At 36.8% G+C, this 15144-nt stretch carries 13 protein-coding genes; 5 read left to right on the top strand and 8 right to left on the bottom strand.

Features of this window, described 5'->3' with window-relative positions; genetic code table 11:
• Nucleotides 1–44 precede the first annotated feature (44 nt).
• Nucleotides 45–464: a GreA/GreB family elongation factor gene (locus PHP06_02930; GenBank protein ID MDD3839503.1), complete on the top strand. Its 420-nt coding sequence runs from the start codon at nt 45–47 to the stop codon at nt 462–464.
• Nucleotides 465–496: 32 nt separating this feature from the next.
• Here PHP06_02930 and PHP06_02925 read toward each other — a convergent pair whose 3' ends face one another.
• The 7 genes from PHP06_02925 to deoC form a co-directional block, all read right to left on the bottom strand.
• Nucleotides 497–2950 carry an ATP-dependent Clp protease ATP-binding subunit gene (locus tag PHP06_02925; GenBank protein MDD3839502.1) on the bottom strand — a complete coding sequence of 818 codons (2454 nt, stop codon included), beginning with the start codon at nt 2948–2950 and terminating at the stop codon, nt 497–499.
• 28 nt (nt 2951–2978) lie between these two features.
• Nucleotides 2979–3992: a protein arginine kinase gene (locus PHP06_02920; protein MDD3839501.1), complete on the bottom strand. Its 1014-nt coding sequence runs from the start codon at nt 3990–3992 to the stop codon at nt 2979–2981.
• 15 nt (nt 3993–4007) lie between these two features.
• Nucleotides 4008–4514 (bottom strand): UvrB/UvrC motif-containing protein, encoded by a 507-nt coding sequence (locus PHP06_02915; GenBank protein MDD3839500.1) that lies wholly within the window; start codon nt 4512–4514, stop codon nt 4008–4010.
• 46 nt (nt 4515–4560) lie between these two features.
• A complete protein-coding gene (locus tag PHP06_02910; GenBank protein ID MDD3839499.1) occupies nt 4561–5022 on the bottom strand; it encodes a CtsR family transcriptional regulator in 462 nt (153 codons plus the stop codon).
• A gap of 158 nt (nt 5023–5180) precedes the next feature.
• On the bottom strand, nt 5181–5390 hold the full coding sequence (locus PHP06_02905; protein ID MDD3839498.1) for a hypothetical protein: 210 nt from the start codon (nt 5388–5390) through the stop codon (nt 5181–5183).
• A 65-nt stretch (nt 5391–5455) separates the two neighbouring features.
• Complete coding sequence (pfkB, locus tag PHP06_02900; protein MDD3839497.1) at nt 5456–6391, bottom strand: 1-phosphofructokinase; 936 nt, start codon at nt 6389–6391, stop codon at nt 5456–5458.
• 15 nt (nt 6392–6406) lie between these two features.
• The gene (gene deoC / locus PHP06_02895; protein MDD3839496.1) at nt 6407–7066 is read right to left on the bottom strand and encodes a deoxyribose-phosphate aldolase; all 660 of its coding nucleotides are present in this window, start codon (nt 7064–7066) and stop codon (nt 6407–6409) included.
• Nucleotides 7067–7914: 848 nt separating this feature from the next.
• On the opposite strand from deoC, the gene PHP06_02890 reads away from it, so the two are divergent.
• Nucleotides 7915–9237 (top strand): hypothetical protein, encoded by a 1323-nt coding sequence (locus PHP06_02890; GenBank protein MDD3839495.1) that lies wholly within the window; start codon nt 7915–7917, stop codon nt 9235–9237.
• A 30-nt stretch (nt 9238–9267) separates the two neighbouring features.
• On the opposite strand, the gene fusA is transcribed toward PHP06_02890, so the two are convergent.
• Entirely contained in the window at nt 9268–11343 is a 2076-nt protein-coding gene (gene fusA / locus PHP06_02885) for an elongation factor G (GenBank protein MDD3839494.1), read from the bottom strand.
• Nucleotides 11344–11692: 349 nt separating this feature from the next.
• Between fusA and aroC the strand changes: the two genes are divergently transcribed.
• The 3 genes from aroC to hisC are packed head-to-tail and all read left to right on the top strand — an operon-like array spanning nt 11693 to nt 15105.
• Nucleotides 11693–12856, top strand: a complete 1164-nt coding sequence (aroC, locus tag PHP06_02880) for a chorismate synthase (protein MDD3839493.1) — start codon at nt 11693–11695, stop codon at nt 12854–12856.
• A gap of 14 nt (nt 12857–12870) precedes the next feature.
• The gene (gene aroB / locus PHP06_02875; protein ID MDD3839492.1) at nt 12871–13956 is read left to right on the top strand and encodes a 3-dehydroquinate synthase; all 1086 of its coding nucleotides are present in this window, start codon (nt 12871–12873) and stop codon (nt 13954–13956) included.
• 57 nt (nt 13957–14013) lie between these two features.
• The gene (hisC, locus tag PHP06_02870; GenBank protein ID MDD3839491.1) at nt 14014–15105 is read left to right on the top strand and encodes a histidinol-phosphate transaminase; all 1092 of its coding nucleotides are present in this window, start codon (nt 14014–14016) and stop codon (nt 15103–15105) included.
• Nucleotides 15106–15144: the final 39 nt, after the last annotated feature.

Here is a 15144-nt window from a genome sequence, read left to right as displayed (position 1 = left end):
ATGCCCATAATATTTATTTAATATTTTAAAGTGAGGGAAGCTAAATGGTGGACTTTGATGCTCACCTACAAAATGTAAAAAATCAAAAAGATGAACTTATAGAAGAATACTTTCCGGAGCCTTCAGAGCAAAGACATAAGTTTGAAGTCTTCATCAGCGGCTATTTAAGGCAATTGGATTCTCTGGCTGCAGAATTTTCTAATTCTTCAGAAGACCAAAATATCTGTCCTTTCGTAATCATCGGAAGTGAAGTTGAGGTTGAAGATTTAGATACCAAAGAATCATTTACTTTCACAGTAGTAGGTCCTTATAAAGATAATATACAAAATGGCCATGTGTCATATTTATCTCCTGTAGGCAGGTCCTTGCTCTTTAAAAAAAATGGAGAACTTGTGACTGTAAATGCTCCTGGAGGAGTTTTTAATTATACTATAAAATCAATCAAGATGCCCAAGCAAGAATAATTAAAAGGATTCTATATATAGAATCCTTTTAATTATTTATTTGCTGTCATCATCTGCTTTTGCTTAAACACTAGTTTCCCATCTATATAATCCGCTAATACCTTATCTCCCGATTTTACATTCCCTGCAAGTATCTCTTCTGATAAGCTATCTTCCATCTTCTTTTGTATCGCTCTCTTGAGAGGCCTAGCTCCATAAACTGGATCAAAACCTTCTTTTGCAAGATATTCTCTTGCTTTTTTGGTCACATCAAGATATATATCTTTTGCTTTAAGCCTGCTCATGACTTCCTTCAACATTAGATCTACAATCTGCCTCAAATGAACCTCGTCCAGCTGATGAAATACTATTATTTCATCCACTCTGTTCAAAAATTCAGGCCTGAACGTCTTTTTAAGATCATCCATTATGTTCTCTTTCATTTTTTCATATTCATTTTGCTTTTCATCATCTGGCGATGTAAATCCTAACGTCTTCTGTTTCCTTATCGTATGTGCACCTACATTTGATGTCATTACTACAATTGTATTTCTGAAATTAACTGTCCTACCCTTACCGTCAGTCAACCTTCCATCATCCATTATCTGGAGCAATATATTAAATACATCAGGGTGAGCCTTTTCAATCTCATCCAGCAACACAACCGAATAAGGCTTTCTCCTCACCTTCTCAGTCAATTGCCCTCCTTCTTCATAACCTACATATCCAGGGGGTGAACCTACTAATCTTGAAACGCTATGTCTTTCCATATACTCGGACATATCTATTCTTATCATAGCATCTTGATCACCAAACATCACATCTGCAAGTGCTTTACACAGTTCTGTTTTGCCTACCCCTGTAGGACCCAGAAACAAGAAAGTGCCTATAGGCCTATTGGGATCTTTCAAGCCTGCTCTAGCCCTTCTTACCGCCCTTGATACCGCCGACACCGCTTCTTTCTGTCCGATTACCCTCTCATGTAAAACTTTTTCCATATTCAATAGCCTCTGGCTCTCTTCCTGTGTCAACTTATTTACAGGTATCCCGGTCCAGCTTGAAACGATGTTAGCAATCTCTTCTCGATCAACACAGGCCTTGTCACTTTCAGAATCGCTTTTCCATTTATTTTTCTCTTGTTCTATTTTATCTTTTATATCTTTCTCTTGGTCTCTTATTTGAGCAGCCTTTTCGTAGTTTTGGCTCGTAACCGCCTCTTCTTTTTCTTTCCCTAATCGTTCCAGTTGGTCCTCCAATTTCTTCAACCCATCAGGAGTTGTAACCATTTTGAGTTTAACCCTTGAACCAGCTTCATCTATAAGATCTATAGCCTTGTCAGGTAAAAATCTATCCGAAATATATCTATCAGATAATTGAACGGCGGCTTTGAGGGCTTCATCTGTAAATCTCACCTTGTGATGAGCCTCATACTTGTCCCTCAGCCCATACAATATCTCAACAGTCTCCTCTTTTGAAGGTTCTCCTACCATTACAGGCTGAAATCTTCGCTCTAATGCAGCATCTTTTTCTACATGTTTCCTATATTCATCTAGGGTAGTAGCCCCTATAGCCTGCAATTCTCCTCTCGCAAGTACAGGTTTCAATATGTTTGATGCATCTATAGCACCTTCGGCAGCACCAGCGCCTATTATAGTATGCATTTCATCAATGAATAATATTATATTCCCTGCATTTACTATCTCTGCCATCACACTTTTAAGCCGCTCTTCAAATTCACCCCTATATTTTGCTCCTGCTACCATAGATGCAAGATCTAATGTGACAACTTTTTTCCCTTTTAATAACTCAGGTACATCGCCGTCCACAATCTTTTGAGCGAGCCCTTCGGCAATGGCCGTCTTCCCTACTCCGGGCTCCCCTAATAGCACAGGATTATTCTTAGTCCGTCGACTTAAAACCTGTATAACTCTTTCTATTTCCTTTTCTCTGCCTATTACAGGATCTATCTTTCCTTCCCTTGCAAGATCAGTGAGATCCCGTCCAAACTGTTTCAAAGTTGGAGTAGAATTTTCTTCAGCCCTACCATCTGCAGCGGAATTTCCTGATTGATGTTTGAGCATTTCTATAACCTTTTGTCTTGCCTTTTCCAAATCCACTCCCATATTTATAAGCAACCTTGCAGCTACTCCATCTCCTTCACGTATCAGCCCAAGCAAAATATGTTCGGTACCAATATAGTTGTTCCCCAAACCCATAGCTTCCCTGAAACTCAATTCCAGCACTCTCTTGCTTCTGGGGGTATATCCAAATCTTTCATCGAAATTGTAGTCACCCTTACCTATAACCTTATCCAATTCTTGTCTCACTTTATCAGCATTCACGCCCATTCCATTTAAGACCTGTGCTGCTATTCCTCCGCCTTCTTTTAAAAGTCCGAGAAGTATGTGCTCTGTGCCTACATAATTATGTCCTAAATCTTTGGCTTGCTGTTGTGATAATACAAGAGCCTTTTGTGCCCTTTCAGTAAACCTGGCAAACATCCCCATTAATATTCCTCCAATCTATTTATATTTTTCATTGTAATTTCTCATTTAAAACACTTGCCCTATAAAAATCTCTTTCCCTATCATTCAATTCTTTGCCCGCCAAAATCTGTATATTGGCCGGCTGTAATTCGTACATGAGTTTATTCAATGTATTTATATCCACTTTATCGATGATACCTAATTCTACTCCCATACGCACATTCGACATCAACTCTAAAAATTCCCTCGATGTCATTATTTTAGCATTAGCCAATACACCGTAGGATCTATACAACCTATCCTGAAACTCGTATTTTTTATTAGCCATCAGCACCTTCCTAGCTGCTCTCTCCCTTTCAATCACTTGAGAAGTCACAACAGATAAATCATTTATGATTTCCCCTTCTGATTGACCGATTGTAATCTGATTGGAAATTTGGTATATATTCCCAAAGGCATCACTACCTTCACCATATAAACCTCTGATAGCTAAGCCTATCTTGCTTACAGTATGCAATATACCCCTTATATAGTTTGTCATTGTAAGTGCAGGCAAATGTACCATCACTGATGCTCTCATGCCTGTACCTACATTAGTAGGACATGCGGTAAGATATCCTAATTTCTCGGTAAAAGCATAACTCAACCTTTCCTCCATTTGATCATCTAATGCATCAGCCAGCTTCCAAGCCTTCTGCAACTGCATTCCACTCATCAGGCTTTGTATTCTTATATGGTCCTCTTCATTCACCATAACACATGTTTCCTGATCATTCTTTAATATTAACGCTGACCTCTTGGGATTCTCCATCAGATCGGGACTGGAAATATGTTTTTCAATATAAGCTTGCTTGTGTATATCATTTAAATCTTTAATTCTTAATAATTTAAAATCCTGGTCTCCATTATCCAATGCTTGCCAGCATCTTTCTATTACTTGCTGGGCTGTAATATCATCCATCATAATAGGAAACGGAATATCATCTAAATTCCTTGCCAGCCTGATTCTAGTACTCAACACCACATCATTATCTGGTCCTGATATCTCATACCAGTTATTCATAACATAACCCTCCAGTTAACCATTTAATCTGCTTTCAATTTCCTTTATTTTATCTCTTATCTCAGCCGCTTTTTCAAATTCCTCTTTCTTTATTGCTTCCTGAAGCTTGTTCTTCAAACTAGTCCTTTCTCTTTTCAATCTTACATGATCCCCAGCTTTTCTTGGCACTTTTCCTATATGCTGAACATTGCCATGTATCTTTCTGATAAGTGGCAACAATCTGCTATCAAAGGAAGCATAACAATCGCTACATCCCAGCCTCCCATGTTTTTTAAAGTCGTCATAACTCATACCACAACTTTCACATTTTATAGTACTTGTATATCCATAATCCAATTGTGAGTCATAGCCTGCATCCAAAAAACCCGATAGCAAATCATTTATTGAAAAAGGAGTAAACAAAGCAAATTCTCCTGATTCTTTAGCACATTGTTGACATAAATGTACTTCAGTTTTCTGTCCATTTATAATCTTAGTATAATGAACTGTAGCAACATTTTTCTTGCATTTATCACAATACATTATATTTAAAACCTCCTCAAATAATATATTCCCAACTTAACTGAGTTTAAAATGACATGATAGAAATTAAAACATTTCTTAGTATACCAGCCCGTATATTATCCTTTATAGCTGAAGGAGCATTTATAGCCTTATCAGTAATTGCTGATTTTATAATGTGCATCTCTCTTTCTGTTATCAATTCCTGCTCATACAAACTTTCTACTATTTGAATTGCTGCATTTTGAGGAATTGCTGCCCCTATCCTGTTAGAAACAAGATGGAGCAAATAATCATCATCATCTATATCCAATCTTGCAATCTTTATAAATCCCCCTCCGCCTCTCCTGCTCTCTATATAGTAGCCCTTATCCAATGTAAACCTAGTTGCCAATACATAGTTTATTTGAGAAGGAGCACAATTAAAATACTCTGCCAATTCATTCCTTTGTATTTCAAGAATGCTATTTTCAGCATCTTTAAATAGCTCTTTTAAAAAATTCTCTATCTGATCACTTAACCTTGCCACAATATCACCCCTGATTAGACTTTGACCTTCTTTGACCTTATATTGATTATATTATATTTCTTGCCGAAAATGAAGAGATTATACACCTCATTCTCGGCAATATACGCTCAATATAATACGTCATCAAGGTTTTTTGCCCTATTTCTGATAATTGCTAGTTAATCATCTCCTTCATAGTTTTGGTCTGCTTTGTTGGATATATTCTGCATATGTTCAGCTCTCTCATTCAATCCTTCAAAACCCAACCAATTATGAAATGAGGAAATAAATTCACCATATCTGGTTTTATCAGCAATTAACTCTTCATAGCCAGTGTCCTTTCTTTTCAACCTGATATGATCTTTTATTTGATAATCCTTTTCCTGCATATAAAAAATCTCCTTCCATCAGTTTTTGTAATTAATTTTTCCTAATAGAAGGAGATTATTCTCGTTTAAAAAATTTGATTTATTTCTACCATATCAAAATATTTTTCTACCTCTTCCGGGGTGCAAATTTTTGACCCTTCTTTGATTACACAAGAGGTAGCGCATGCAGTTCCCAGCTTAAGTGAATATTCAAAGTCCATGGTACGCTTCATCCCTATAGCAAACCCTGTCAACAAAGAATCCCCTGCCGCAACGCTGCTCTTTACCGGAACATTTATAGGGGGTATCTTATACACCTTTTCATCATACAATGCAATAGAACCTTTAGAGCCCCTAGACACTAATACACAACTTAATCCCATATCAATAAGCTTTTTTGCACCTCTCACTATATCTTTCTCATCATTCAATTTCTCCCCAACAGTGAGCTCTAGCTCAAAAGTATTTGGCTTTACCGCAAAGGGCTTTGCTTTTATGCCTTCCTTAAGCGCTTCTCCATATGTATCCAAGTACACCCTTGCACCTTGTCTATTGCATATCTCTATCAATTCTCTGTACAAGGATTTATCTGTACCGGGAGGCAGACTTCCGGAAAAGATCACTATGGAACTTTTTTGGGCACATTGTTCTATTTTTTGCTTTATTTTCAATATATCAGATGGTCCAACTCGCTGACCTGCATTGTTTATTTCGGTCATTGTATTATTTTCAGGATCAACTACTTTTATATTGGTTCTAACCTCTCCTGAACACCATACAAAATCAGTCTTTATCCCATGTTTACGTAAATCCTCTTCAAACATGTTTCCATTTGAATCAAATAAAAATCCTGTGCAGCAAGTATCTTCACCTAAAGTTTTTGCAACTTTAGCTACATTTATTCCTTTGCCACTGGGGTCAATTCTAGAATCTGATATTCTATTGGTAGCATTGACTTTAAAATTATTTACTATAATCATCTTATCTATTGATGGATTCAATGCAACAGCGGTAAACAACATATTATCATCTCTCCTTTATCTGCCACTGATAATCCCAATACCCGAGCTGGTACCAATCCTGCTAGCACCTGCTTCTATCATATCCAAAGCCTGTTGATACGTTCTCACTCCTCCCGCAGCTTTTACCTTGATCTTGTCGCCTACCACAGATTTCATGAGCTTAACATCTTCAACAGTAGCCCCCGATCCCATCATGCCTGTAGAAGTCTTGACAAAATCAGCACCGGATTCAGCCACTATTTCGCATGCTGCTCTCTTTTCATCATCTGTAAGATAGCAATTTTCGATTATCACTTTAACAACTATTCCCGAAGAAATATTTTTGCACCTATCAACTACACCTTTTATATCTTGCTTAACCAAATCATAATCTTTCATTTTTAGAGCACTTATATTCATAACCATATCAATTTCCTGGGCGCCTCTTTTTACACAATCTTCAGCTTCTATAGCCTTTATATTAGGACAATTTGCCCCTATAGGAAACCCGGCAACAGCGCCCACTTTTACATCGCTATCTGCTAAAAATCCGGCTGCATCTTCAATAAAATAAGGATTAACACACACACTGGCAAATCCATACTTCACAGCCTGGCTACACAAACTCTTTATATCTTCCTTTACAGCATCCCCTTTCAATAAAGTATGATCTATATACTTTGCTATTTCAATCATATTGTCCCATCCTCCTATTTTGATTTCATGTTTTATTTTATAATATAGTGGCGCCACTTTCAATGCGCCCGAGGATAAATATTTATTGCATGAATAGTCTTGCATATAAGTCCCGTACGCAGCTGCTATTATTTTTGTAAATATATCAACATCGGGAGCATATAATACCCTCCGTACTCCGCAATCTAGCGCATTATATTATAATAAATACTTAATGTATAATGCGCTACATTAGTCGCATCTCCGGGTATTATATGCTCCCTTTATAAAGTTTAATTTTAACCTTTAAACATGGATTTATATGCAAGATAAATGAATCGCTCATAAATATTTGGCTAATAAAACTTGGCAAACGTAATGCAGGAAATGTCAGTTTAGCTTTCCCTGTCTGAGCGTTAGCGAGTTTGGGGAAAGCTTGGCATTTCCGAAATGAAGTGAGTCGTAGTTTTATCCAAATATTTATTGCATGAATGGCCTTGCATATAAGTCCCGTGCGTATATGCTGTTAATATTAAAATATAACAGTACCGGGAGTATATGATACCTTCCGTGCTCCGCAATGTGCCGCACTATATTATATAAACACTAAATATATAGTGCGGCACATTAAGTCGCAGCTACAGGTATCACATACTCCCTCAGCAAAGTTCGAGTTCAACCACTAAACAGGAACTTATATGCAAAAGTTAGTGAGCTGCTAATGAGTATTAGATCAAAAAACTTGGCATTCTGTATAACAAAATAATATTTAAAATAAAATTAATTGAATTAAAATATTTAACCGCTATAATTATCTATAGACAGCCGATGCTAAACATTGGAACTTTTTTAGTAAGGAGGATTCTAAAATGTCCAAAAAATATATGGTAGCAATAATCTGTATATTGCTAACTACAACTTTAATAATTGGTTGTTCAAATGATCAACCGATAGATACAAATTCCCATGGGGATAAAACAATTGATGGTCAACTACAAAAGAACGATGAAAAAAAATTGGAACAAAATATTGATACCATAGATCAGCTTGCCAGTCTTCTTCCTGATGATATAGGTTTTATCTGGTCATACAGTGGTTTTGCAGAATATGCTCATAATATGGAACTTCTGGATATTGATAAAAAGGATGATGTGTACACATATACTATCAACGGCTCTGTAGAAGACTTATCTGGTGGAGAATCAGAACAGGACTTATCAATTGAAATAACTTATATAATAAAACCGGGATTTTTAATTCAGAATATAAATAGCATGTCCATGTTAGACTCTAATTTTCCGTGTATCCAACTGATAACAACCCCATTTAATAAGGGAAATTCTTGGCAACAAGAAGTTGAAGATACTGATGGCAACAAGACAATATTAGAATGTTCTATACAAGATATTAAAACTATAGGTGGTAAAAAAGAGTATACCATCTTATATGAGGATACCCAATCCGAATATTATGAGAAAAGAATAATAAGGGAGGGAATAGGAGTTATTTCTTTTGAAAAACTTTTAAACCTTGAAGGCGAAGAATTTATAGTAGGATATTCATTTTTTGAACATCCTGATGATAACAACCAAGAATTTAGCATAGATTTATTCATACCTCCTGTAAACAATACCATCATATATACAGGAATCGCTGAATATGCACATAAAGGCGAGTTTGCTAAGTTGTCCGGTGACAGAGAAATATATGAATTTAACGGTGTTTTATCTGACGGTTCAGACGCCCAAGGCAATTTTAAGGTGCAATATGAATTCAACCATGCAGATCAAACAATCATTGAAAATGTAATATCAAACACCCGTTCCAATAAACCAAGGGTAAATTCATTGATAAATGGATTGATCTTATTGAAAGGCCCAATAGAACAAGACAATACCTGGAGCCAAGACATCCAAATTGATGGTCAAGACTATACCATCACATCTAAAATCATCTATTGTGATGATAATTTAGGAAGTGTAACTGTAAAATATGTAATTGAAGGTATAGATGGCTATTATAATAATACCTATATTGAAGAAAGAACGTTTGTAAAAGGCCTGGGAATGACAAGTTTCTCATGTTTGATGCCCGGGGACATTGGAGTGCAGGAAAACAGTTCTCCTGAAGAAATAGAAGAAGCCTTGGCAAACAATATGTTTGGATATTCAATCAATCTAGATTATCAATAAAAAATGCCGTCATTGTTAGACGGCATTTTTTTACTCTTCTTTTTTGCTTTCTTCGATGATCTTTTCAGCAATATTCGGAGGCACTTCTTCATACCTTTCAAAACGTGCAGTAAAACTGCCTCTTGCCTGAGTCATAGACCTTAAGTCAGTTGTATATCTGAACATTTCAGCCTGGGGAACTTCTGCAACTACTTGCTGCTGAGAGCCTTTAGGGTTCATTCCTAATATCCTGCCTCGTCTTCTATTTATATCGCCTATTACATCACCCATATATTCTTCTGGGACAAGCACCTCAACACGCATCACGGGTTCTAATATAACCGGGTTAGCTTCTGCTAAACCTTTTTTGTATGCTATGGAAGCAGCAACCTTGAAAGCCATTTCTGAAGAATCGACAGGATGATACGAACCGTCGTATAATGTACACTGAAGTTTAACTACAGGATATCCCGCTAACACACCTTGCTCTATACACTCCTTTAAGCCTTTTTCCACTGCCGGGATATATTGCCTTGGGACAACTCCACCTACAATTTTATCAACAAATACAAAATCCTCTTCTGCATCTTCAGGAGCAGGTTCAAAATTTATAAATACATGGCCATATTGTCCATGTCCTCCACTTTGTTTTTTATGTTTCCCTTCAGAACTCACTTTCTTTTTTATAGTTTCTCTATAAGGTATTTTAGGTTCGTTTAACACTACCTCTACACCAAATTTGTTCTGGAGTCTTTTTGTTATAACTTCTAGATGTAATTCTCCTACACCTGAAATAAGTAATTCCTTAGTTTCTGCATTTTTCTCTATTTTAAAAGTGGGATCCTCTTCAGAAAGTCTCTGCAGACCAGAAGAAATCTTTTCTTCATCTCCCTGCGATTTGGGCTGAACCGCCATAGAAATAGATGTTTCAGGGAAATCTATTTCATCTAGCTTTACCTTGTTTGATGGATCACATAATGTATCGCCTGTCATTGTGTACTGTAACTTGGAAACTGCAGCAATATCACCGGCAGATACCTTGTCTGTGCTTATTTGTTTTTTGCCCTTCATAAAATAAATTTGAGCAACCTTCTCTTTTTGTTCCCTGTTTGGATTATACACAACAGAATCAGAATTAATTTCACCTGAGTACACCTTAAAGATAGATAATTTACCAACAAAAGGATCAGCTATAGTCTTGAACACAAGTGCAGCAAAAGGACCTTTCTCGTCTACATTTAATTCAATTTGTTCATCAGAATCCAGCTTCTGGGCTACCTGGCAAGGCCTATCAACGGGCGAAGGCATAAAATCCAAAATATTGTCCATAAGTACCTGGACACCTGCATTTATAGCCGCTGCTCCACACATCACAGGCACTATTCTTCCCTTTACCACACCGTCACGTAAGCCATTACGTATTTCCTCATTGGTCAGCTCTTCTCCTGCAAAATACTTTTCTAACAGCTCATCATCATTTTCCGCAACAGCTTCGACAATCATCTCTCTTACAGGAGATATCTGTTCCTCCATTCCTGAGGGGATATCTATATCTTTGATATTTTTCCCATCAAATTCCCTTGCCCTCATATTCACCACATCAACAAAACCTTTAAACTTTGCACCATCCATTATTGGAACCTGAAGCGGTGCAATCGCTGTCCCATACTTTTCCTTTAATTGCTCAATAGTCTTATTGAAGTTTGCATTTTCCCTGTCCATCTGATTTATAAAAAACATCTTGGGCATATCCCTTTGAGTTGTATAATCCCATGCCTTTTCAGTACCAACTACAACACCGGACACAGCACTCAACACAATCACAGCTCCATCTGCAACCCTAACACCTTCAAGCATCTCCCCTACAAAATCAAAATATCCGGGAGTATCTATTATATTAATTTTATGATTCTTCCATTCACAGGGTGCTACAGAAGTGGAAATTGATATCTGCCTTCTTATCTCCTCTTGATCAAAGTCCGAAACTGTTGTGCCGTCTTCCACTTTCCCAAAACGGTCTGTTGCATTTGCATTAAATAACATTGCCTCTGTTAATGTAGTCTTTCCATCTCCTCCATGCCCGATCATTGCTATGTTTCTTATCTTGTCCTTTTGGTATTTGTTCATTAAATCATTCCCCCTCAATGTTATTGGAAGTTATTAATCCCTATTATTTACAAATATGGCTGATAATCCGGTGATTTTATGGATATTATTTGCTATATATTGCCTGCTTATTCCCACAGCCTCCTCCTATATTGTATTCTACCTTTTTATATTTTTTCCTTCAAATATTTGAATAAACATTGACTTTATTTCAATTTAATTGTACAATCTTTGAAAATTATTAAAAATAAATAACAATACTTTATATTTATTCTATTGGGTTTTCACTTATCATTTATTTTAAACTATATTTCCTATATAATGAGCTGTAAAGATAGATATATTAATAGAGAATTATGGGGTGTATAAAATGTTAAGATTTCTTGACGCTGGCGAATCCCATGGAAAAGCGTTAACTGCTATTATCGAGGGTATGCCTGCAAATCTGAATGTTTCCATTGACAAGATAAATGATGATCTCTTTAGGCGGCAACAGGGACATGGGAGAGGAAAGAGAATGTCCATAGAATCTGATAAAGTTGAAATATTAAGTGGTATAAGAAATTCGCGTACACTTGGAAGTCCTATAACTCTACAAATATATAACAGAGATTGGGGTAATTGGCACAACATAATGCATCCTTTAAACGCGGAACAAGAACTCAAAGCAGTCAAAATGCCTAGACCTGGTCATGCTGACCTTGCTGGATATATTAAGTATAGGCAAAAAGATATCAGAAATATACTGGAAAGAGCAAGTGCTAGGGAAACAGCCATAAGAACTGCAGTAGGTTCTCTTGCAGGGCAACTGCTGGAACGGCTGAACATCAAAATTGCAAGCCATGTAATACAAATAGGAGAAGCAAGTCTTCATTCCTTAAATTATGATAGGGATATAAAACAGATCATCTCCGATGCCGATAAATCTCCTGTGAGATGTATAGATAAAACAACTGAGTCACAAATGATAAGTGCAATTGATGATGCAAAAGCAAACGGTGATACTATAGGTGGCATATTTGAAATAATAATTGAAGGTCTACCTGCAGGTATAGGCAGCCATGTACATTGGGACAGAAAGTTGGATGCCTCTCTGTGTTATTCTTTGATGAGCATACAGGGAATCAAAGGGGTAGAAGTAGGATTGGGATTTAAAAGTGCAGAACTTAACGGTTCATCTGTCCATGATGAAATATTCTATAAGCCTGATCGGAACTTTTTCAGAAAGACAAATAATGCAGGCGGAATAGAAGGCGGAATATCAAATGGTGAACAGATAGTATTGAAAGCAGCCATGAAACCCATCCCCACCTTATATAAACCATTAAACAGCATACATGTGGAATCTAAAGACAATATAAAAGCATCGATAGAAAGGTCTGACGCCTGCGCAGTGCCCGCTGCAAGCATCGTTGGAAAATGTGCAGTATCTTGGAGCATCGCCTGTGCAGTGGTAGAAAAATTTGGCGGCGATTGTATGGAGGAATTAGAATATAATTATAACACATATATAGAATATATAAATTCTCTTTAAAGGGGTAAGTGGATGTGGAAAAAATAAAAGTTGATCTGGGTAAAAACAGTTATCATATTTATATAGAAAAATCGATAATTAAAGATACCCACAAGATAATGGATGGAATAGATAGCGATAAAAAAATACTGATAATCTCTGATGAAAATGTAATTCCCATATATGGAGATATGGTTAAAAAAAATCTCCAAAATCAAGGCTATCAAGTATATGAATATATTTTAAAACCAGGGGAAAAAAGCAAGCATTACCTTTGCGCCCAGCCTATATATTCGTTCGCTCTGGATAACCAGCTCACACGCAAATCCTCCATCATCACCCTTGGCGGAGGAGTGGCAGGTGATCTAGGCGGGTTTGTGGCAGCTACTTATATGCGGGGAATAAATTTCATCCAAATTCCCACTTCGCTTTTGGCACAAGTAGATAGCAGCATCGGAGGTAAAGTGGCAGTGAACCATGACAAAGCCAAAAATATAATCGGATGCTTTTACCAACCGAAAGCAGTCATAATAGATCCGGAAACATTAACCACTCTCCCTGATAAAGAGCTTTACTCCGGCCTAGCCGAAGTTATAAAATATGGCATCATATACGATTATAGGTTTTTAAAATGGCTGTATACAAATATTGATGATATTTTAAATTATAACTATAAAGCTTTAGTGCACCTTATAAAAACATGCTGTAAAATCAAATCAAACGTTGTTGAAATAGATGAGCATGAAACAGGATTGAGAGCTATACTGAACTTTGGACACACTGTAGGCCATAGTATTGAAAGTTCTACAGGTTACAATGTCTATACGCATGGCCAAGCAGTTTCCATTGGAATGGTGGTTGAAAGTCTTATAGCTCTAAAACTAGGTCTAATAGAACAAAGTTACTTCCAGCTTATATTAAAAACATTAAATAAAGCCAGGCTACCCACAAAATTTAAAGATATCGATACAGAATTATTATATAATAACATGGGAAGGGATAAAAAAAATATATCAGGAAAAATAACATTTATACTCCCTACCAGTTTAGGCAAAGTGGATGTTTTCAGGGACGTGGACAAAGACACAGTAATGTGGGCCCTCGGTCAAAGGATACTATAAATACTCATAACCGCAGTGAAATACGGTTCAATAAAAATACCATAGGAGGAAATATAAATGACAATAAAACACAGAAAGATAATAAATGAACTATCGCCTTACATACCAGGCAAGCCTATAGAGGAAGTGAAAAATGAGCTAGGTCTGGAAAGGGTAATAAAACTTGCTTCTAACGAAAATGCTATCGGTTGTTCACCAAAAGCCAAACAAGCTATTTCTGATACATTAGATGAGCTGGCTCTTTATCCAGACGGAAATTGTGCCCAGCTTCGGGAAAAGATATCCCAAAAATATAACATAGAACATGACCAAATTCTATGCGGGGCAGGCTCTGATGAACTGATAGGCATAATCGCACAAACCTTTATCGATAAAGGTGACCAAGTACTAATGCCCTATCCCTCCTTCCCACGATATGTATCGGCAACAAAAATCATGGAAGGGGATCCAGTAGAACTTCCACTTAAAAACTACACATTGGATTTAGAGAGTTTCGCCCGCTCTATCACTAAAAAAACCAAATTGATATGGTTATGCAACCCAAACAATCCCACAGGCACTATGTATTCGGAACAACAACAGCTGGATCTGTTGAATAATATCCCAAAGGATGTACTGGTTGTTTTAGATGAAGCCTATGCAGAATATGTAACAGACCAAAATTATCCTAATTCAATAGATCTTCTAGAAAAATTCGATAATATAATAATACTCAAAACATTTTCAAAGGCATACGGCCTGGCCTCATTGAGAGCGGGATATGCACTATCAAGTCCGGACATAATAGACTATCTGAATAGAGTACGTGGTCCTTTCAACGTCAATAGACTGGCACATAATGCCGCAACAGCTGCTTTGGATGATACAGATTTTTTGCAAACTGTAATAAACATCAATGAACAAGGCAAAAAATATCTTTACCAAGAATTTGAACGTCTTGGATTGGAATACATACCCAGCCAAACAAATTTCATCATGGTAAATGTAAAAATGCACAGCAAAATATTCTTCCAAGAATGTCTCAAAAACGGCATCATAGTACGCTCAGGGGATATATATGGAATGGATGATTGGATACGACTCACCATCGGAACTGCTGAGCAAAATGAATATTTTATAGAATGTGCCCAGAGAATATTGAATATATAGATTAAGCACACTAAACAGGAGCATATACGCACAGGATAC

Source organism: Clostridia bacterium (assembly GCA_028698525.1).
Lineage (GTDB): Bacteria > Bacillota > Clostridia > JAQVDB01 > JAQVDB01 > JAQVDB01.
Note: the sequence above shows the minus strand (reverse complement) of the source record. Positions and strands in the feature narration are given on the sequence as shown.

What these genes read in the sequence shown, in the direction of transcription:
- deoC (MDD3839496.1), bottom strand. Translation starts at nt 7,066, where the DNA reads ATGATTGAAATAGCAAAGTATATAGATCATACTTTATTGAAAGGGGAT.
- PHP06_02905 (MDD3839498.1), bottom strand. Translation starts at nt 5,390, where the DNA reads ATGCAGGAAAAGGATTATCAAATAAAAGATCATATCAGGTTGAAAAGA.
- PHP06_02890 (MDD3839495.1), top strand. Translation starts at nt 7,915, where the DNA reads ATGTCCAAAAAATATATGGTAGCAATAATCTGTATATTGCTAACTACA.
- fusA (MDD3839494.1), bottom strand. Translation starts at nt 11,343, where the DNA reads ATGAACAAATACCAAAAGGACAAGATAAGAAACATAGCAATGATCGGG.
- aroC (MDD3839493.1), top strand. Translation starts at nt 11,693, where the DNA reads ATGTTAAGATTTCTTGACGCTGGCGAATCCCATGGAAAAGCGTTAACT.
- PHP06_02930 (MDD3839503.1), top strand. Translation starts at nt 45, where the DNA reads ATGGTGGACTTTGATGCTCACCTACAAAATGTAAAAAATCAAAAAGAT.
- PHP06_02915 (MDD3839500.1), bottom strand. Translation starts at nt 4,514, where the DNA reads ATGTATTGTGATAAATGCAAGAAAAATGTTGCTACAGTTCATTATACT.
- PHP06_02925 (MDD3839502.1), bottom strand. Translation starts at nt 2,950, where the DNA reads ATGGGGATGTTTGCCAGGTTTACTGAAAGGGCACAAAAGGCTCTTGTA.
- hisC (MDD3839491.1), top strand. Translation starts at nt 14,014, where the DNA reads ATGACAATAAAACACAGAAAGATAATAAATGAACTATCGCCTTACATA.
- pfkB (MDD3839497.1), bottom strand. Translation starts at nt 6,391, where the DNA reads ATGTTGTTTACCGCTGTTGCATTGAATCCATCAATAGATAAGATGATT.
- PHP06_02920 (MDD3839501.1), bottom strand. Translation starts at nt 3,992, where the DNA reads ATGAATAACTGGTATGAGATATCAGGACCAGATAATGATGTGGTGTTG.